Genomic DNA, 19384 nt, shown 5'->3' with positions numbered 1-19384 from the left:
TTACGTTAATCTAAGATTAAATTCGCTTTTTTATTTCTAAGCAAGGATAGCGTTATGAATGTTAGTGGTTTTAGTGTAAATGATATCTTGTGGGATAGTCTAAGGGATTGTCAGAAAATAAGTATCCAAAAGGCATTGAGATATGTGAGAACGCCACTTGCCGAAGAGCGGAAATCTTGTTTGATTAGTTTACCAACGGGGGCAGGAAAGTCTGGTGTTATTAGTGTTGTTAGTCATAAGGCCAGACAAAATAAAATATTGGTTCTTTGTCATCGAAGGGCTGTTTGTGACCAGCTTTATACTGAAATTAATGGTAAGTTTTTTCGAGAGCGTGCTGTAGGAGAAAATGTTCATTTAAAAGCAGTATTTAATAATATAGATGATATTACAATTAATGGTATTTATGTTTCAACATTTCAGAAATTACAAAGTCTTTTACCTGAAAAGTTAGAAGAGTTGAAGCAGAGTATTGATCTAATCATGATTGATGAAGGTCATGCAGAGCCGTCACCAGTATGGAGCTCATTAGTTAGAGGTCTTGATGCCCACAAAATAGTTATTACTGCAACGCCTTATCGTAATGACCTTTTTCAGTTTGATATTACAGCTGATGCTAGTTACATATATACTTTTGAAAAAGCCCTCGAAGACGGAGTTCTATGCATATTCCGCTGATTCCGGACACCGGTACCGTTTTAATCCGGACACCTTTTTCTCTTCATTTTCTCAGTCTCTAGTTTTACTCCATGTGTCCGGATTGCGCCAGTTTTCTCATCGATTCTCCTCCTAGTTCTATGCGGTGACTGTTGTGGATTAAACGGTCCAGTAAAGCGTCCGCAACCGTGGCATTGCCTATCATGTTGTACCACTCTTTCACTGGCAGTTGACTGATCATGATCGTGCTGCTGGTTTGGTAACGATCTTCTAAAAGCTCTAATAAATGGCCTGCATGATCGGCACTGAGTTTTTCCATCCCCCAGTCATCGAGTATCAGCAGCTGCTTTTTGGCGAGGGCGGCAAGTTGTTTTTGATAGGTGCCGTCTAAGCGGCCAAGGCTGAGGTCATCCAGCAGTCGACTCAGGCGCAGATAGCGAACGCTATAAAGTTGCTCGCACGCCTGTGAGGCAAGGGCGCAGGCAACATAGGTTTTGCCCGCGCCCGTTGGGCCTGTGATGAGGATATTTTGATGCTTTTGCAGGTAACCTCCTGTCAACAGTTCTCCTAGTTGGATGCGCTTTAGTCCACGCCCTTCTTTGTAGAGTAGTTGGCTGGCGCTGGCTTCTACGCGCAGTTTTGCTTGTCGTTTGAGCCGTTCGATTTTGCCATGATTTCTGCCTAGCAGCTCACTGTCAAGGAGCAGTGTGAGACGTTGCTCGAAGTCCAGTTCTCCATAGGTGGTTAACTGTTCTCGTTGTTGTTCTAACGCGGTAACGGCATGACTCAGTCGCAGCATTTTGAGTTGTTCAGTCAGGTGATTCATGTTGTTCTCCTAGTGGTAGCAGTGTGGCCCGCGAACATTGCTGTGCGGGGTGTCGGGTGTCGAGTCAGAAGGAAGAGACAGTGTGCCTTCCCGATGATGATCGAGCAGATTTCGGATAAAGCGCAGAGAAGGTTTGTTGACCAGTAAGGCATCCTGACAGGCTTGCTCTAGGCGGACATCCCCATGTTTGCGCGCGAGACTCAGTATGCCAAGACAGCGACGAGTGGCTTGGGCTGGATGGGCTTTGGACAGGATCTGTTGTTTGATGACGTTTTCGGTGGCGACACCAATCTGCTTGCTCCATCCGATTAAGCGTTCTGGTGACCATTTTTGATGTTGATGATGGCTCGGCATATGTTCCATGTGGGTGCTCAGACCATAGTCTTTTCGGCTGATTGGGTGAGACGAGACGGGCTGACCTTGATGGAAGATTTGTATGATCTGCGACGTCGCTTCCAGCGTCACATATTGACCCACAAGCTGATGCGGTACCGAGTAATAATGCTTTGCGTACTCAATGTGGTAATCCGGTCCCACTTTGGCGCGTTTATGTTCTGTGTAGACATACTTCTGCATCGGTAACGGTTTCAACGCGGGTTTATCGAGGGTGTCAAAAAGGGCTTGGCGACTCACGCCAATCTTTTGCATCGGCCGTTGGTTCAGAGCGTTCATCAGCTCTCGAACCGCATTATTCAGCTCTCTTAGGGTATGGAAGGTGCGATGACGAAGGCGCATCATGATCCAGCGTTCGACAATCAGAACCGCATTTTCGGCCTTGGCTTTGTCTTTGGGTTTATAGGGACGAGCCGGCATAATGGCGGTTTGATAGTGATGCGCTAACTGACGATAACTGTCGTTGAGTTTCGGCTCATAACGATCTGTTTTTGTCACGGCAGCTTTTAAGTTGTCTGGCACCAATAAAGCGGGAACGCCACCGAAGTGTTCAAACGCATTGGCGTGACACTGTAGCCAATGCTCCAGCTTTTGACTTTCGCTGGCTTCAACGTAGGTGTAGTTAGACGCTCCCAGTGTGGCGACAAACACTTGTGAGTGGCGAACGTCGCCCGTTTCCGGATTGACGATCGGGATAGTCGGTCCGCAATAATCAATGAATAACTTGTCACCTGCGGTATGGAGTTGACGCATACTGCGTTTTTGTGTGGCGAGCCAACGACGGAAGTACTCGCAGAACTGGCTGTAGCCATAAGTGCGCTCTTGGTGCTCGGCAACATATTCTTCCCACAACAATTGCTTCGTCGCCCCTTTGCGCTTGAGTTCGATAAAAAAGTACGCAAAGTCCGGCATCACTTTCAGGCGATTAGCCGGTTTTTCTTGATACAGCGCTTTAGACAGATCGGTATCGGAAACGTCACTGGCAAGGGGCCAATAATAGTCACTTTGTTTGAAACGAGTCAGGACATCGGACACGGTAGAGCGGCCGACATTCAAACAAGAAGCAATCTGCCGCGTGGATAAATGGCACTCATGTTTGAGACGCAAAATCTCTTTAATATTGGTCATTGAGGTTCTCTTTCTGGTCATGATCACTTCCTGGCAACGTATTAGGTGTAACCAAGTGTAGTGAGCGATTGATTTAAAAGAGAAAACGAAGGGATTCCGGTGAATCCGGACAGGGTTTACGCTAATCCGGACAGGGATTCCGGGGAAAGCCAAAAAGTGTCCGGTTTAGAGCGTAATAGGTGTCCGGATAAAAACGGAATGGGTGTCCGAGTTATATCGGAATGGGTGTCCGGATTGCTCCGGTATATGCAGTTCTAAAAGAGCCTGAATTTATATCGATTAGAGTTCAACAATTAAACTCATATATTCGTAGGTTTTTAAGTGAACATCCTGAAACGAAATGCATTGTGAAGTGTAATAGATTTAATGATGTAGAATTGTATTATGAAAAATTGAATAATGATTTCAATTTAATTGCTATTCATGAACAGTATACAAATGACCAACGACAGAATGTTAAATCCAGTGTTCCTGCAGATCTAAAAAATTCTAATTATGAAGTAATTATTCATCAGCGTAAGCTTGATGAAGGTGTTGATATTCCTCAAGCTAAACTGTTGATTCTGACTTATTCGGTTAATAGCGGTAGAGAGTTAGTGCAAACCGTTGGTCGTATTGTACGTATTTTTGAAGATGTTGAGCCAAAAATAGTAGAAATAGAGCAGAATTCAAATGAAAATATGTGGCAGAATTATAGACGTTTTGACTCTTCACTAAATAGTGATTCAGCAGTTCAAAAATTTTTATTTTCATTAGACTCAAATAAGTTAATTGAAAAATATTTAGAAGCATTTCCAGACTCTAGTTATTATGGAAATAGATTTTTAAGTAAATTCGATCTCAATGCATTTAATCCAGAGAGCTCATTAAATATCCCAACGGCATCAATTTGTTTTTTTAAATCCATGGATGATTTCAGTATAGAACTAATGTCAGATGTGATCTACTGGCGAAGCAGTAACAGTGGCGAGCTGGCTAAACTGTTTGATACTCCATTCGGTATACGTATTATTCTATCTATTGCATTCAATCGTTCTAGGTTTTTGAAAGACCAGTTCTTCTTTGAGCCTTCATTGGAAATTACCCTTATAAAAGAGTTATCAAATGGTATTGTTGCCGTTTACGACAGCCGTGGAAGGTCTTTTAGGAAAGACAAAGCCTTAAAGCTTGGTTCTGCTATTCCTCAGGATAAGCTGTTTCAGGTTATGTCTCTTGGTGTGTCAGCGATAACTAAAGAGGCTAGCAGTAAGTCTGTTAGCACTGCGAGAAAACGACCCGAGAGTATAGCTATTAAAGGGCCGAACTTGGATCAATTAGCTGATCAACAAGCCAATTTATCGTACAGACTTGCAACGGCTAGACTGGATACGTTCGACAATTTAAATGATGTGTCTGGCAGCTATTATGTGGGTGTAGATTCTGGACGGATTTCAGACCAGAAAGAGCATTCATTCAGTCTGGCTGAGATGAATGATTGGTTGGAAATGATTGATAAGGCGTTATCTGGTGATACAAGAACCTATAAATCCCTTATTGATACTTTTGCGAAACCCATTGAAGTTGATACATCGCTAAATATCGAATGTATTATTTTTGATTTTAGTAATTTTCCATATTTAATTCCTATGTCTATAAATGGGGTTTTGTATCAACTCGATAATGATTTTATCTATAAGAATTATAATGATGGATTTTTACTCGTAGAAGATGTTGAAGAAAGTAGAATTCGAATAGAACTTAGTATTAACGAACCTTACTTAAGCTTTATCGTTAACGAACCTATTTTTTATTCTTCAGAGGCTGGTTCAGAGCCAAGCGAGCATATAAAAGATCTATTAACTGACTATTTACATAAGGTGCTATTGGAAAAAGGAGTAGGGTATGCTGAGGAAAAGTTTTACCAAATGAAATTACCTGTTGAAACTGCTTTTGACTTCGTGAATTCAAATTTGGCGAATGTGGTAATTGGTTTGCCAGAACTACTAGAAGCTAACTTAGATGAAAAAGGGATATTGGATGGGGTATACCAAGTTCCAAACCAAGAGTTTAGTCCTAATTCAGTTTTTTTTCTATTAGATAAACTTAAAGCAAACGGATTGAATAACCCAACACGCGAAGATCTAGGGGTGTTTAATCCTTATATACCTAATGCCGATATTGTCCTTAATACCGATATGGGAACTGAACCTGCTGACTTTATTCTTTCTTCAATAAACAAGCTTGTATATGTTCATATCAAGTGTGGTGGCACGATGGCACCACAATCATCGGCTGGAGCTCTTGCTCAAGTTGGCTCACAAGCAATTAAAAACATCGAAATGCTAATTAGTGGTAATGAGGCTTTGACACCTGGTAATTTAGGTTGGTTAAGTAACCCATGGCCAAAAATTGGCTCAGATCAACTTATGAATGAAAGAATCAGATTGTTTAATAGGCAGCGGTTTGAGGCGGAAAATCAACAAGATAGAGTGGATAAATTAAAAGACGTTTGGCGAGTGATAGCTCAAAGGAGGCAATCTAGTTCTGTTAGAAAAGAAATTTGGATTGTTGCTGCTAACAGTTTCTCGGTTGATCATTTTGCTCGTAATTTAGCGTTAGGTTCAAACGCTAATAGTGAAACGCTTCAGGCATTTCAGTTGATCACTAGCTGGGTGTCCACTGCCCATTCAAATGATGTCGATTTGAAAATATTTGTCTCAAAGACTGAAGGGAGTACAAATTAATCATCTCACCCAAAGCCTTCATTATCTACAATAATGGGAATTGCTAACTTGATTTGACAGTTTCATTTTTTACAGCGATAAAATAGTTGTTCTATATGAGTCTTTGCAAAAAGCCATTGTAACTGAATATGATGCTTCTGATGCTATTTCATGAAGTCTATCAAATGTATGTGTATGGCTTGATGACGTTGTTTTCATAGAAATAAAGTCGTTTTTTTCTGGTTTTTGAGTGGATTTGATGGAGTCAGCCGTTTTTATTATAGTCTGCTCTTCGAGGACTTTTATTCTCATCGAACCTTCTGGTAGGTCATGGTTAATTCGTTCTGAATATTCAATTAGCTTTGGTTCTGCAAACGCTATCATGGAACAGGGCTCTTCTGTCTTTTGGTTTATTCGTAGAATCCGTCCAAGTACTTGGCGAAAGTATAGTTCTGTTCTAACATTACTAAGATAAGCACAGACCTGTAAACGTGGGATATCCGTACCTTCACTTACCATACCGATAGATACAATCCAGTCAACTTCTGAACCTTGAAAGTCTCTGATGTTATCGTGAGCATCAATTTGATCATAACTAACTACGATAGAGCTCTCATTAAAATTAGTGATAATGAGCTGAGATATCCGCCGTGCTTGTTCAATTGATGATGCAACAACTAATCCAGCGGCACGAGGGTGTTTTTCTCTAATTCTAATCAGTTCCTCATGGGCATAAGTCATGAGCTGACTTAGTGAGTCTTGATAAGTGAGTAGCTCGCTATATTTAAGCTTTTCAGCCTCAATTGCCTGGCGAATACTGCTAAATTTATGACTTTGAGAATTCTCCTGAACATCAATCGCGCTATTATCGAGCAATATTATACTAGGTCTCCTACAAACCTTATCCCGAACTGCATCGCCTAACCCATACACAAAGTCTGTATCAAGCTCTTGGGGCTCTCCAGAATAGCTCTGAAGCGCTATTTTTGTACTGTCTGATCGCCAAGGGGTACCGCTCAAAGTTAGTGTTAATGGACTGCCTTCTGATATTAAAGAAACTAATTGCTGCCCCCATTGATTAGACGTGCTACTTACCCCAGAAGCACAGTGATGAATTTCATCAGAGATTATTAGAACACGATAGTTCTTAATGACATGTGCAAGTTCTTGGTAGGTGTATTGGATTCCTTGATAGGTAATAACCAAGCCTTTTGCGCCTATTCGGCCATCAAAGCGATCATTTAATATATATCTGAACGTTTCTTGAATGCTGTTCTGTACACTTTGCGTATTTCGGTGATTGCGAACGCTCATTTCGGTTTATTCCGAACACCTGAACCTACTTTTTTTCTCTTTCCTTATTTTTACTCTAACTGTTCGGATTACGCCAGTTTTCTCATTGACTCACCTCCTAATTCTATTCGATGACTATTGTGTACCAATCGATCCATTAGGGCGTCTGCTACAGTGGCGTTGTCGATCATGCTGTACCACTCTTTTACAGGAAGTTGACTGATGACGATGGTGCTGCTGTTTTGGTAACGATCCTCAAGCACTTCCAGCAGATGACCTGAGTGCTCTTGAGTCAGTTTTTCCATCCCCCAGTCGTCGAGGATCAGTAAGGTTTTTTTAGCCAGAGACTGAAGCTGTTTTTGATAGCTGCCATCGAGACGACCTGCACTTAGGTCATCAAGCAAGCGAGTTAATCGATAGTACCTAACGGTGTGTTGTTGATCGCAGGCACTGGTTGCCAGTGCACAGCCTAGATAGGTTTTGCCTGCGCCCGTTGGGCCTGTTATCAAGATGTTCTGATGTTTGTGTAGGTAGCTGCCAGTGAGTAATTCGCTCATTTGTTTTCGGTTAAGGTTTCGCCTTTCTTTATAGATAAGTTGACTCGGTTGTGCGTCCATTCTTAGCTTGGCTTGTCGTTTTAAGCGTTGGATTTTGGTCTGGTTACGATTCAATATCTCACTTTCTAGAAGCAGACTTAACCGTTCCTCGAAGTTCAGTTCTGCGTAGGTGGTCAGTTGCTCTTGTTGCTGCTCTAGTGCTTTCGCTGCATGGCTCAAGCGGAGGGTTTTTAGTTTCTCGTCGAGTGCGTTCATTTATCTTCTCCTAGTGATAACAGTTCGGGCCACGGACATTGCTATGAACAAGGTTAGGTGTGCTCGTTTTGCCTTTATCCAGTTGTCCTTCGCGGTTGTTTTTAAGCAAGTTACTGATGAAGGTGTAGTTAGGTTTTGTTAGCATCAAGGCATCGTTACAGGCTTGCTCTAAACGCGACTCTCCATGCACTTTACTCAGATTGAGCAACCCCAGACTGGAACGATAGGATTGCTCTGGATGAGGCTTGGAGTGGAGCATTTTGTTAATGACTTCTCGGGTCGCTGGTCCTATGTTCGCTCCCCAGTTGAGCAAGCGCCCAGGTGACCACTTTTGATATTGATGATGACTTGGCATGTGCTCGGGTTGTGTGCTGTTTCCGCGCTCCCTTTGACTGCGTGGGTGCTGAGCCACCAAGTTACCTTGGTGGTAGATCTGCACTAGACGATTAGAGGCTTCCAGTTCAACATGATGGCCGACCAGTTGATGGGGAACGGAGTAATAATGGCGGCGATATTCGATGTGATAGTCCGGCCCAACTTTGGCGCGTTTGGTTTCGGTATACAGATAACGCTGTTTGGGCAATGGTTTTAACGCTGGCTTATCGAGTTTGTTGAACAATGCTTGGCGACTCGCACCGTACTGTTTCATCTCTCGCTGATTTAGCTCATTCATAAGTTCGCGGATGGCTAGGTTCAGTTCTTTGAAGGTATGGAAGGTTTGGTGACGCAATCGCATCATGATCCAACGTTCCACTAGGAGCACGGCATTTTCAGCCTTGGCTTTGTCTTTTGGTTTGTAAGGGCGAGCTGGCATCACCGCGGTTTGATAATGATTCGCCAGTTTTTGATAGCTGTCATTAAGCCTTGGCTCATAGCGGTTCGCTTTGGTGACCGCGCTGCGCAGATTATCGGGGACTAAAAGTTGGGGAACACCGCCGAAGTGTTCGAACGCATTGGCATGGGCTTCTAGCCAATAGGATTTACCTTGGCTTGGGAAGGCTTCAACATAAGTGTAATTGGACGCACCTAAGGTCGCCACGAACACTTCCGCTTCTCGCACTTCGCCTGTGTCAGGGTTGACCACCTGAAGCCTAGGTCCACAATAGTCAATAAACAGCTTATCCCCCGCCACATGAAGCTGACGCATGCTGCGCTTTTGGGTTTTGAACCAGCGAATGAAGTACTCGCAGAACTGAGTGTAAGCGTAAGCTTGCTCTTGATATTGTTCATGATATTCCTGCCAGAGCAGCATCTTCGTCATGCCTTTACGCCTGAGTTCGACAGCGTACTGAACGAAGTCCGGCATGACTTTATGACGACTGGCTTTCTTTGAGTGATAAAGCGCTTGATTGAGATCGGTATCGCTACAGTCTTCTGGGAGGGGCCAACCTATCTGACTTTGCTTAAAGCGCGCGATAAGTTCTGAGACAGTTGCAAGGCTGACATTGAGGCAACTAGCGATATGACGATAGGACAGACCGCAGTCGTATTTGAGTCGTAATATCTCTTTGATTTTTTTCATTGGAGTTCTCTTTTTAGCCATGGTCGCTTCCTTACCTTCTGATTTGAGAGATAAAGAATAGCGAGTGATTGATTTAAAAGAGAAAAAATTAGGATTTCGGACATTCCGAACGGGCTTTTCGCTATTCCGAACGCTGATTTCGGAGTTCGCCTAAAAGTGTTCGGATAATCGCGGAATGTGCGTTCGGATTAAACCGAAATAGGTGTTCGGTTCATTCCGAAATGGCTGTTCGGAATGCTCCGAAATATGCACACTTACAGAGGGGGCAAAGCAAAGAACGAAATCAATGTGGTCAGTATCTAATAAGCTTTTTGCCAACGATGCAGAAAATCTTGTTTTACCGGCTCCTGGTGCAGCAACACACATGAAGTTTTGTTGGCCGTTTTGATAGACTTCTAACGCTTTGGATAAACAGTTCTTTTGCCAAGTTCTTAGAGAGAGATTTTGCATTTTCTTCATGAGAGTGCATGTAATATGGTTTGAGTGCTGGTTAGTAAGCCATTTAGTGTTATCGCTCGCTTTTTTGCTTCACTTTTCTTAGATGTCAACAAATCAAGTTGAGTGGGCAATATAGACTTCATCTCTTCATAGCCTTGGGCTTCTGCAATGCATAATTCAAGTTCATACTCAAGTTCAGCTTTACGTTTATAGAGTAAATCTTTCTCGCTCTTAACAACGGCAATTGGTATGTTTTTATGCTTATCGGCTTCCTCTTTGTTTTTCGCACGGGCGTAATAAGTGCTCTTACCACTCTTTGAAGCAACGACTAATACACCTGATTTAACTAAACGATGAATTTTAAGATAAATAGCATGTCGTGCTTTTTTCATTTCAATAGGGTTGTTTTCGCCGTATTTTTCAACATAGTGTTTGAGTACGTCATTTATAGTGGCTTTTTTTTGTACAGTTGCTTGGAAGAACTCCTCGACAACGTGAGCTATGGGCTTAGATCTCAAAATAAGTATCTCGATTTGTTAAAAATACGGATTATAGTCCGTGGAGATATAGTCCGCAATTAGCGATTGTATTTCATTTTTGAGATATAAAAATGAGAAACATAGCAAAAGAGGTTGGAGAGCTGATTCGGAGTCAGCGCAAAGCGCGAGGTATCTCTCAAGAAGCTTTAGCGGCAAAATCTAAGATAGACCGCAGTTATATGGGACGAATAGAGCGAGGTGAAGTGAACGTTACATTAAAAGCTCTGTGGGATATCGCTGCGTCGATGGATATCTCGACGAAACTACTGATCCCCGATTGAGAATTCAGCTGCTGCCTATGATGTTCTGTATTAGTCTAGACTTAATCTGATCTTTTAGTTTCGATGAATAGGTTTGGACTTCATCGGACAGACAACTATGAGCGAAGAACTAACGGTTGGAAAAACTCGTTTTTGGACATAAACGTTTTAGAAATGGCAGCTTACCGATGTGAACGCTGCCATTTTAGTATGAGTCTTTATTACTGAGTATGAGATTTCATTGCTCTCCCATATATGGGGCAGTTTAGATATCGAAAATTGTTGTACGCTAAGGTTGTTTTTTTTGTGCAAAACAAGCGCTATTTGAGCGGACTCAATTAAGGTTGAATATGGGAAGGGGATGATTAGATAAATGGTTGAAAATTTGTGTTCAGAATTAAGACAGTAGGTAAACATTAACTGTTGCCTACCGTCTCATTAGATTATGCTCAAAAGGACTTTCTCGCTTGCATCTGGGAAATAAATAATGCCATTTTTAGATTGGTTTCCTGCGAATCCTGGAGCTGCGCTTGATAATTGTTAATAATCGGTTGCAGAGTATTAAACGCTGCTAGATAACCCATGTTAAATACACCACAATTTCCTCCTGCCATCCAGCTTCTTACATTACGTGCGGCACCGCCGTAACACATATTCCCGGTAATCGGGTGTTGGATCGGAGTCGTCCAACCTGCTTGGTAATCCTGTTCATGCAACATATTTATCTCCTATCTAAAAATAGTTTATTTTTCATAGCTTTCACGAAGCGTTTCCAGCTTCGTATTGGTGTTTCTATGGCTGTAATACGCCAAACATATCCAAAGTTGGTATAGCTAAGGTGGGTTAACATACCAACGTAGAGTTTGTCTCGAGGGATATGTTGACCAACATTATGACGTTGAGAATAAAACTTGATCCTCATGCATTACTCCTTAGCCTCTAACCGTTGAACTTCGCTTCGAGTTAAAGCTGTTAAGCTACCGTTTACACCAAGCACTTTCAGCATCACATACCCAGCTCCCATTTTTTGAGCATCTTCATTAGAAAGATCTGGTATGTTTTCTTGTAGGTCTAGTGCTCTCATTGTTGCAAGTCGTTGCATACCCATGGGCCCGCTAGCTAAAATTTTCATTTCGGCATCATGTAGTTTCAGCGCTTCTCCTGTGGCAGTTTTGCTTGCAGAACAAAGGGAAGGGAAATGTAGGTCATTATTCATGTTAGTTGCTCCTGAATGATTGTTTTGATTATGTCAGGGCCAGATTACAACCACTTTACTGTAAATTCAACGTTACTTAATTTAACATTAAAATGAATTCAAATTAGTCATTTAATGATTTTTTGAATTCTACCACTGATATTTTTGAGTTTAATTTGTTTTTTATTTTATATTTAAAAGTTAAATTTAACTTTGGTGATTGTTTTTTTATTTGTAATTGTCACAATGAATGCAATTTAACTTAAAGGCGGCCGCTATTATGGTTGCGGATGGAAAAGATGAATTTTGAGAAAAGTGGAATTATTTTTGAAAACCCTTATCAAGATGCAAGTAACAACGTGTGTCTTGAACTTCTTCAATTACTGCTTGTTGTCGAAAAAATTAAGGCATCAAAAGTAGGAATGAATGCGTTAGAGAGCCTTGTGAGTTTGCATGGCTTTCTTAGAGACCAAGAAAGCATTCAAGGGTATTTCTCTCGGAATGAGTACTATTCGAATGAGCAAATGTCGAGAACGCAAGAGGCTGACGCAATTTTCTCGACGGTTTGTCGGGTTTTAGATACAAAGCAGCAGCCTAGCTTCAAAGACTTTTCTATAGCAGCTAATTCGTATTTAAAGCAATTTAGCGGCATGTCAAACCACTTTCAAGATGAGCAAACTAGAGAACGTCAAGAGGAATTTTGGTTAACCATCGCGCCAGAATTGATTAACGAACATGGTTATGACTTTAGAAGCCTACAAAATGATGCTCTGGGTTATTCTCATTTGAGTATTGTCTACGCTTACAAAGAGGCTGCACAGATTTTGAATGTGATTGAGCAGCTTCAAAATATCGATGATAGCAAGATTGTAGAAAAAGTGATTAAAAAATATGAAAATGAGAATCAACTCGATCGCTCAGGTGTTTTTAAAAAATCAGAAAGTTCTCTTCATTTTAAGCACCAGATAAACCAAAAAATTTGCCTCGCTTTTGGCAAGCATTTTTTTCAGTTGATAAAGTTCGTCAAGAGACTTTTTGCCATCGATAGCACCCCGTACGAAAGCTATGCCCCTAAAGTAACAATAGAAAAAGAAGAATATAAGCACACTTTTTATAAACCTGAGGTTTGTGATGTGGTGACCATAAAACTACCCCGAGAGGCTTTTAATCACGCTAAAGACTCAGGAACTGCCATGTTACTTAACAGAGTCATTTTGACGCGTATTTGGGATACCGTGGATGAGCAATCTAGTTTTCAGAGTCATGTCGATGAAACATATCATCTTGAAAATTTGTCTGAATACTCTTATTGGGCTAGTAACCAAAATGCAACGCTATTAAACATCGAGTTGAGCAAAGGGAGAAAGCTATCAATTTCGGCGATGATGCGAGGATTGAAATTCTCTTATTGGTTTTATTCAGAAAAAGCAAAACAGCAAAAAAGATTGAATATAGGCGAAGCGGTTAAGTTATACGTCATTGAAGAAAACGCTAAACGCAATAAAGAAGAGGCTAAACTCAATGCAACAACAGTAAAGTTTTCATTTGAAGCTATCAAGCGAGTTGCCAAAACAGAGCTCGCCCCCTTGATTTGTAAACAGTTGTTCTGGCGTCTTAACAATGATCTCCCGAGTGTTAGGTATAGTTTTTGTCCTTTAAACGATTCTTTTTATGAAAAAGTTAAGCACACGGTATCCGAAATAAAAAAAGTCTTAGATCTCCCTGTAGATATAGAAAATTACAGCTCTCTTCTTGAGAAGATCGATAAGATAGAGGCATCTTTAAGGAATATTAATGGTTCAGACTATAGAGACTCTGAACCGGAGTTTTCGTTGCAACCGAAATATCGTCAAGACGATAAGATACCTAGACGTCGCTTAAAAGAGTCGATCGAACATAGAGACGTGCTCTTTATCTTAAAACCAATTGTAACGGTATAGTATGAAAGGCAATATGAAATCAAGTTAAAGAGCCTGTCTACTTATTTGGTGGCTATTCAGATATCCCCCAGAAGTTCATTACTTTTTGTATGTCAAAGTTACATAAACATCTTTGTTCGAATTTCGAGGTATAACTCATTTTGGAGCAGAAATGCTTCAGCCCGAACAGGCTGAAATGAAGATGGACATTTTCGAGTTGAAGCCATAATTCTAACTCGTCTGTTTCGGATAAAAATATCTATGGGTTAATCCCGCAAATCACCGGCGAAAAAAGCAGAGCGAAGCGGCTCTTTTTTTCCATCCGAGTGCATTTGCCTTGTTAGACCCTACCATTCACGTGGCGCCACTCCAGCCACTTTCACACGCCGCGCCTTCGAAAGTATTCACTTAGTCGCTGGTATCGAGCATCTTGCCCAAGCTGTGGATCAGTCTGCACGATGTCGTCCAAGCATTGCCTAAACTCCCGGGGCACCCACTGTTGGTCGCCAATCACTGAATTCAACAGCAACAGTGCCTCCGTTGGGAATCTTTTACACAGGCCAGATTCGGCAAGTAGATGAACGGCGTAGTGAGGGTGCTCAATGGGTTGCAGCCAGTCCTGCACCGCAGCCAAGGCCGCCGGAAACTCGCCTCGGGCAGCAATGACCAACCGAGTCAAGGACTCGGCGATTCGCGGGGTGGCCAAGTCGCGGGACTTTGGCCAGACTTGTTGCCAGAACGGCTGGACACGGTTTTTCCAGTAGTCCTCACGCTGATCCGCTGCACCTTCAAGCGCCTGTGAGAGCGCCTGTGCGGATTTCTCCAGGCCTTCTTGTGGAAGCTCACCAATCGCGGACCGGAACTCATCTGCGGCGTATTCTTCGGTCGGGCCTAATGCTGCAAAGGTCAGGAACGCCGAGAATTGCTGCCGATGCTCGCCAAGAGCGGCGTAGCGGTTTGCTGTCTCCAGGAACTCTGGCTTGAAAGCAATCAGCAAGGGCTGATACAAACGAGGAGACCATAGGAAACCTTCCCACACTGCTTTTGCTTCGGCCGGATTACTCCAACTGAAAAGCGGCAACAAGTATTGCTCGGTCCACGGACGGTCTACGCGGAAAAATGCAATTAGCCGCGAACCCAGCAGTACCCTGCCGTGGCGGAATCGGTCCTCTTGCACGTCGCACAGTGTGGTGAAAATGGGCTTGAGGTCGGCTGGAATCAGATCGTTGTCATTCGGGTTCTTCTTGAACCAAAGATTGATCAGGGCTTGAGTGACATGCCCAATGGGGTGGTTGATTGCAGAACCAACGTGGTCGTAGGTTTTGATACTATTACGGATGATGCGGGAACCTGAGTCAGCTTCCAACGGCAGCGAAAGCACGCGACGGCACAACTCCAGCAGAATGTCCTCGTGGCGGTTGATCGATTTGGATGCAGCTTCCATCCACCGTGTTTCAACGTGAGCAATCTCCTGAAGTACGGCATCGGGCATGGTCTGAACCAGCGGTGCTGCATATCGCCAGGAGCGCAACACGATTCCTTCTTCGGCCCATGCCTGCAGAGCCTCGCGCCATCGGCCAGCGGGCCATACGCCATCCTGTGCCAAATCATATAATGCGGTCAGACTATGAAAGAAACGCGTGCGGCAAACGTCACGCCACGTATCTTCGTAGAAAGGTCGCGCTCCCGGCGGCGGCTTTGTGAGCCATTTCACCAGCTCCTGACGCTTGCGGGGAGCAATGTCGACGTTTCGACTGTCCTCGTAATCCGGATCGCCAGTGCCACTCATCCAGTGCGAGAACTCGTCACGCTCGTTGGTCGCCAGCTGCCATTGCGGATAGGCATTGGAAATTTCCGCCAAGCGTACCGCTGCATCTGCTCCCAGAGCGAGGCCCGATGTGTTCAGTTTGGCCAGATGCAGCCAGACAGAGCGAGCCACCAAGTCTTGCCATTGATCTGGCTCCAGATCATCCCGATACATATCGCGTGGTGGACCCGTCAAGATGGCTGCCTCCAAACGCTCTTGAGCGTCCTCTTCCAACTGCCGCGCCTGTAGAATGAACAGTCTGAACACCTCCCGCCCCGTATCTGTGGACCACAGCCACCACGCCCCATCGGTCAGCAGCCAATCCACCCATTGCTCGGACGGGATGCAACCATCCTGACTGGCGGTAAACAGGGCAAGGCGTTTGAAGGTGGGGTATGGCAATTCAAACCAGCTCTGTGCGATTCGTGTCGCGCGCATGCTGTCGTTCGCGCGAACCGCTAACCATGCATCGCGCAGCAATTCAATCAGGCTCGCCCAGTCTCGGAAGCCCCGGTTCTGCCAATGTGGCGTAATGGACGGGAGATCCCAATGCGACCGGTCGCTGTGGTCGTCGGCCTCACCCAACTCGTGTAACAGATCCAGTGCATCACGCAATAGCTGCTGAAAATCCTCCAGCAGGAGCGGCAGGGCCGATGTCCAGTTCTCGTCGGCTAAGTCGTGCAAAGTAGATTGCACGTGATCAGCGGCCAGCACGAGTTCCCAATCCACCAATTGGTTGATCCGCGCAGGCTCGTCGGTGCTGCTTGAGTCGTCGTCACCCAAGCGAAACGGCTTCTTCAAGACGACCTTGGGTGCAAGCAACTCCCGCAACTCCAGACGCAGTGTGGTGGTCAGCCCATCTCGCTTCAGTCTACCATTCCAGCGATACAGATCGGTGTCGTACCATGGGGATTTCACTCGGCCGCTAAGCAATAGCCGCCATAAGGTGCGCATAAGGGGGCCAGGAATGGCTTTGGGTGAGTGAAAACGGATTTCAGCCAGCTCAGAGGTCTTGCCATCACGCTCCAATGAAGCAAAACGGTCCAACTCATTTTCGATAAGCCATTGCCAACGGTCATGCAGCTTCCCACCATTTTGCGCAATCCAGATTACCAGTCTCGGGTCATCTAGGTGGCGTACAAACAATCGTGCCAATTGAAACATTACGTTATCCAATTTGCTTTCGTTCAGGCTACCGGAGACAAGCTGCATAGGTTGTGTATGGTCATATGGAGCAGGCCTACGAATCAGACTGAAGCGCAGTTTTATGTCCACTTCGTCTCGCGGCTGAACGCCAAAGCGGGTTAGGTCGCTGTGGTCGTAACGATTGTCAGCAAAAGGTTCCAGCAACCAATCCAGTGAGGGGACGGGATTGAAGTCTGCGAAGCGTTTTGCTGGCAAGCCCGATTTATCTGATAAGGCCCACAGCAACCGTCCGACAAAATCGTCCTGCCTTGTGCTGTCCTGTGGCCGGGCAAGAGCGTGTTTGACAACAATGGCCTCTTTGCCCTGTATACCATCACGGTATGTATCTGCCCATGCGAATAATGTCTGGTGTAGCGCTGAGTGGTCATGGCTATTAGCAGGAACGTTGTAGAGGATAGGTGTGACTCCTTTAGCTTCCCACTCTATGGTCTTGCGGTGCTCTTGCCCATGCTCGCAATCACCCAGTGCCCATGCCTGCGGCGTGACTTCGCCAAGCATGCGGTCTGCTGCCAACGCATCCATCATGTAACGGAGCACTGGATCGTTGATGCTGTAGCCTACGAAACAGACCACGTAATTGCGGAACAACTCGCTCACAAAGCGTGCAGCCCAGCGCTCTACGAGGTAGGCCAAGCCGAAATCACCGCTGGTGACAACCAGACGGTTCAGGGTCGTGTCGTCCACCTTTTCGGGTAACAGGCCGTGCAGATAAACCAGCCCGTCCCAACGGCTGTTTTTGGGGATGGGCAGCATCGGGGCGGCGTACTCTTGGAACGCTTGACCCGTGCGTTTGGCCGCCACATGAAAGATGCGATCGAAGTTGGTGGTGACCAGCCGCAGCGCGCCCTCGCGGCTACGCGCCAGATGCAACAGCGCCGCTTGTGTATCGGTAGCACCCTTACGGCGGAGTTTCGGCTTCAAGGCATTTGCCAGAGCGCGACGTACAGCCAGACGCTGGCCCGGCAGGCGCCGTTCGAGCAGATCAAGTGTGGCATCGAACTGCCCAAGCTCGAAGGCCTCTCGTTCAATGTCCGAAAGTGCCGTCCCGCTCAGCCGGTAGATTTGGTCTACAAGTCCCTTGAAACCCGGTAAGCCTGCAGGGTAGGAAATTCCTGCACCACAGAAGAACACCACGCGGCCTTCCTCGTGGGCCTGCAAAAGCGCATCCGGAATGTCAGGGCCGTTCGTGATGAATTGCATTCCTATATTTCCTATCCAATACGTATGTTTATTCGAGAAAATGAGGGCTCAATGGGGCTCACATTTTATTAGTGCGCATGCGTGTTTACCTTATTAGACCCATGAAAACACACACAGTTAATTTTCTGTATTCAAAGAATTTATCAGCTTTCTATCAAATACACTATCAGGAAAAACGCGCATGCACGTTTTCTAAAGCTATTACTAAAAGTCAGCTACTATAGTCACCTGATTTTATAGAGTTTTATTTGCTACTGATAGAGTTAGTGGTATGGACCCACTTTTGTAGACATCTCATAGCTATATAATAATAGGTAAAAATGAGGTGAATTATGAGTGGAAAACGTTATACCGATGAGTTCAAAATTGAAGCCGTTAAACAAGTCACTGAGCGCGGCTACAAGATTGCAGAAGTGGCTGAGCGACTTGGCGTTAGCTACAAAAGTATGCATGATTGGATTGTCCGATACAGCAAGCCTGAAGCGAGCAGAAAAATGGAAGATTCAGCTCAGTCAGAGATCCAGCGGCTCAAAGCTGAACTTAAACGGGTGACCGAAGAGAGGGACATTCTAAAGGAGGCCGCCGTGTACTTTGCCGGGGAGTCAAAGAAAAGTACACGTTCATAAAATCACGGCTCCACGACTATTCTATTGCTGTCTTGTGTCGAATAATGCAAGTCCATAGGAGCGGTTTTTACGCTTGGCTGGACTGTCCAAAAAGTCGACGAGAGCAAGAAGATGATGAACTTGCTATCAACATTAAAATGCATTGGCTTGAGAGTGGTTGTGTTTACGGCTACCGCAATATCACCAAAGACCTAAAAGGAGAAGGTAAGTCTTGTGGGAAGAATCGTGTGCTAAGGGTGATGCGCCGCGAGGGTTTAAAAGCACTAATAGGCTACAAACGTCACCCTGTTTTTTATCGTGGGTCTGAACGTAATACAGCCCCGAATACGTTAAATAGAGAGTTTATTGTCCCAGAACCAGATCAAGTATGGGTAACCGATTTTACGTACATCCGGACAAAAGAAGGCTGGCTTTACGTGACCGTCGTTGTTGATCTATTTTCTAGATTGATCGTAGGATGGTCAATGAGATCAAGGGCAACAGCAGAGTCCGTTCTTGATGCTTTACTCATGGCTGTTTGGCGACGACGCCCCACACAAAGAGTACTGGTACACTCAGATCAAGGCACTCAATATACCTCGAAAGATTGGCAAACCTTCTTAAAAGATAATAATCTGGAAGCCAGTATGAGTCGTCGTGGTAACTGCCATGATAATGCCGTTGCGGAAAGCTTTTTTTCATTGTTAAAAAAAGAAAGAGTGCGCAATCGAACCTACAAAACAAGAAGTGATGCTCGTTCAGAGATTTTTGATTATATCGAATGCTTTTATAATCCAAAGCGACGCCATGGATCAAATAATGGATTATCGCCACTGCAATATGAGAAGCGATATTTTACGGAGCTAGAAACTGTCTAGGAAACTG

15 protein-coding genes are annotated in these 19384 nt (G+C 44.4%); 5 read left to right on the top strand and 10 right to left on the bottom strand.

Annotated features, from left to right (window positions below; translation table 11 throughout):
* Positions 1-54 precede the first annotated feature (54 nt).
* A complete protein-coding gene (locus AC0VYI_RS13185; RefSeq protein WP_475443433.1) occupies positions 55-675 on the top strand; it encodes a DEAD/DEAH box helicase in 621 nt (206 codons plus the stop codon).
* 64 nt (positions 676-739) lie between these two features.
* Here the strand turns inward: AC0VYI_RS13185 and istB (AC0VYI_RS13180) are convergent, their stop codons facing one another.
* Together istB (AC0VYI_RS13180) and istA (AC0VYI_RS13175) are read right to left on the bottom strand one after the other, a co-directional pair.
* Positions 740-1480 carry an IS21-like element helper ATPase IstB gene (istB, locus tag AC0VYI_RS13180; protein WP_475443432.1) on the bottom strand — a complete coding sequence of 247 codons (741 nt, stop codon included), beginning with the start codon at positions 1478-1480 and terminating at the stop codon, positions 740-742.
* A gap of 9 nt (positions 1481-1489) precedes the next feature.
* Positions 1490-3022: an IS21 family transposase gene (gene istA, locus AC0VYI_RS13175; RefSeq protein WP_475443430.1), complete on the bottom strand. Its 1533-nt coding sequence runs from the start codon at positions 3020-3022 to the stop codon at positions 1490-1492.
* Between the two features lie 200 nt (positions 3023-3222).
* Between istA (AC0VYI_RS13175) and AC0VYI_RS13170 the strand changes: the two genes are divergently transcribed.
* Complete coding sequence (locus tag AC0VYI_RS13170; protein ID WP_475443429.1) at positions 3223-5724, top strand: helicase-related protein; 2502 nt, start codon at positions 3223-3225, stop codon at positions 5722-5724.
* Between the two features lie 69 nt (positions 5725-5793).
* Here AC0VYI_RS13170 and AC0VYI_RS13165 read toward each other — a convergent pair whose 3' ends face one another.
* From AC0VYI_RS13165 to AC0VYI_RS13145, 5 genes are all read right to left on the bottom strand, one after another.
* A complete protein-coding gene (locus AC0VYI_RS13165) occupies positions 5794-7017 on the bottom strand; it encodes a DEAD/DEAH box helicase (RefSeq protein ID WP_475443427.1) in 1224 nt (407 codons plus the stop codon).
* Between the two features lie 68 nt (positions 7018-7085).
* The gene (istB, locus tag AC0VYI_RS13160; protein WP_475443426.1) at positions 7086-7808 is read right to left on the bottom strand and encodes an IS21-like element ISVch3 family helper ATPase IstB; all 723 of its coding nucleotides are present in this window, start codon (positions 7806-7808) and stop codon (positions 7086-7088) included.
* Positions 7809-7818: 10 nt separating this feature from the next.
* Positions 7819-9351 (bottom strand): IS21 family transposase, encoded by a 1533-nt coding sequence (gene istA, locus AC0VYI_RS13155; RefSeq protein WP_475443424.1) that lies wholly within the window; start codon positions 9349-9351, stop codon positions 7819-7821.
* A 129-nt stretch (positions 9352-9480) separates the two neighbouring features.
* A complete protein-coding gene (locus tag AC0VYI_RS13150; protein WP_475449818.1) occupies positions 9481-9780 on the bottom strand; it encodes a DEAD/DEAH box helicase family protein in 300 nt (99 codons plus the stop codon).
* A gap of 5 nt (positions 9781-9785) precedes the next feature.
* Complete coding sequence (locus AC0VYI_RS13145) at positions 9786-10286, bottom strand: hypothetical protein (protein ID WP_475443423.1); 501 nt, start codon at positions 10284-10286, stop codon at positions 9786-9788.
* 92 nt (positions 10287-10378) lie between these two features.
* Here AC0VYI_RS13145 and AC0VYI_RS13140 point away from each other — a divergent pair, with 92 nt between their 5' ends.
* Positions 10379-10588, top strand: a complete 210-nt coding sequence (locus tag AC0VYI_RS13140; protein WP_265218613.1) for a helix-turn-helix domain-containing protein — start codon at positions 10379-10381, stop codon at positions 10586-10588.
* A 428-nt stretch (positions 10589-11016) separates the two neighbouring features.
* On the opposite strand, the gene AC0VYI_RS13135 is transcribed toward AC0VYI_RS13140, so the two are convergent.
* Both AC0VYI_RS13135 and AC0VYI_RS13130 read right to left on the bottom strand, forming a co-directional pair.
* Entirely contained in the window at positions 11017-11286 is a 270-nt protein-coding gene (locus AC0VYI_RS13135) for a hypothetical protein (RefSeq protein WP_475443421.1), read from the bottom strand.
* A gap of 206 nt (positions 11287-11492) precedes the next feature.
* Entirely contained in the window at positions 11493-11783 is a 291-nt protein-coding gene (locus tag AC0VYI_RS13130; protein ID WP_475443419.1) for a hypothetical protein, read from the bottom strand.
* 278 nt (positions 11784-12061) lie between these two features.
* On the opposite strand from AC0VYI_RS13130, the gene AC0VYI_RS13125 reads away from it, so the two are divergent.
* Positions 12062-13702, top strand: a complete 1641-nt coding sequence (locus tag AC0VYI_RS13125; protein WP_475443418.1) for a hypothetical protein — start codon at positions 12062-12064, stop codon at positions 13700-13702.
* Between the two features lie 358 nt (positions 13703-14060).
* Here the strand turns inward: AC0VYI_RS13125 and dsr1 are convergent, their stop codons facing one another.
* Positions 14061-17894 (bottom strand): anti-phage defense-associated sirtuin Dsr1, encoded by a 3834-nt coding sequence (gene dsr1 / locus AC0VYI_RS13120; protein ID WP_475443417.1) that lies wholly within the window; start codon positions 17892-17894, stop codon positions 14061-14063.
* Between the two features lie 332 nt (positions 17895-18226).
* On the opposite strand from dsr1, the gene AC0VYI_RS13115 reads away from it, so the two are divergent.
* A protein-coding gene (locus AC0VYI_RS13115) for an IS3 family transposase (protein ID WP_475443416.1) occupies positions 18227-19377 on the top strand; the annotation gives its coding sequence in 2 pieces (ribosomal slippage) (positions 18227-18464 and positions 18464-19377; 1152 coding nt in all).
* Positions 19378-19384 lie beyond the last annotated feature (7 nt).

It is taken from the genome of Marinomonas sp. 63XJN7_9_ISO-PGPR-S23-217 (genome assembly GCF_056173515.1).
This window is presented reverse-complemented; position numbering and strand designations above follow the sequence as displayed.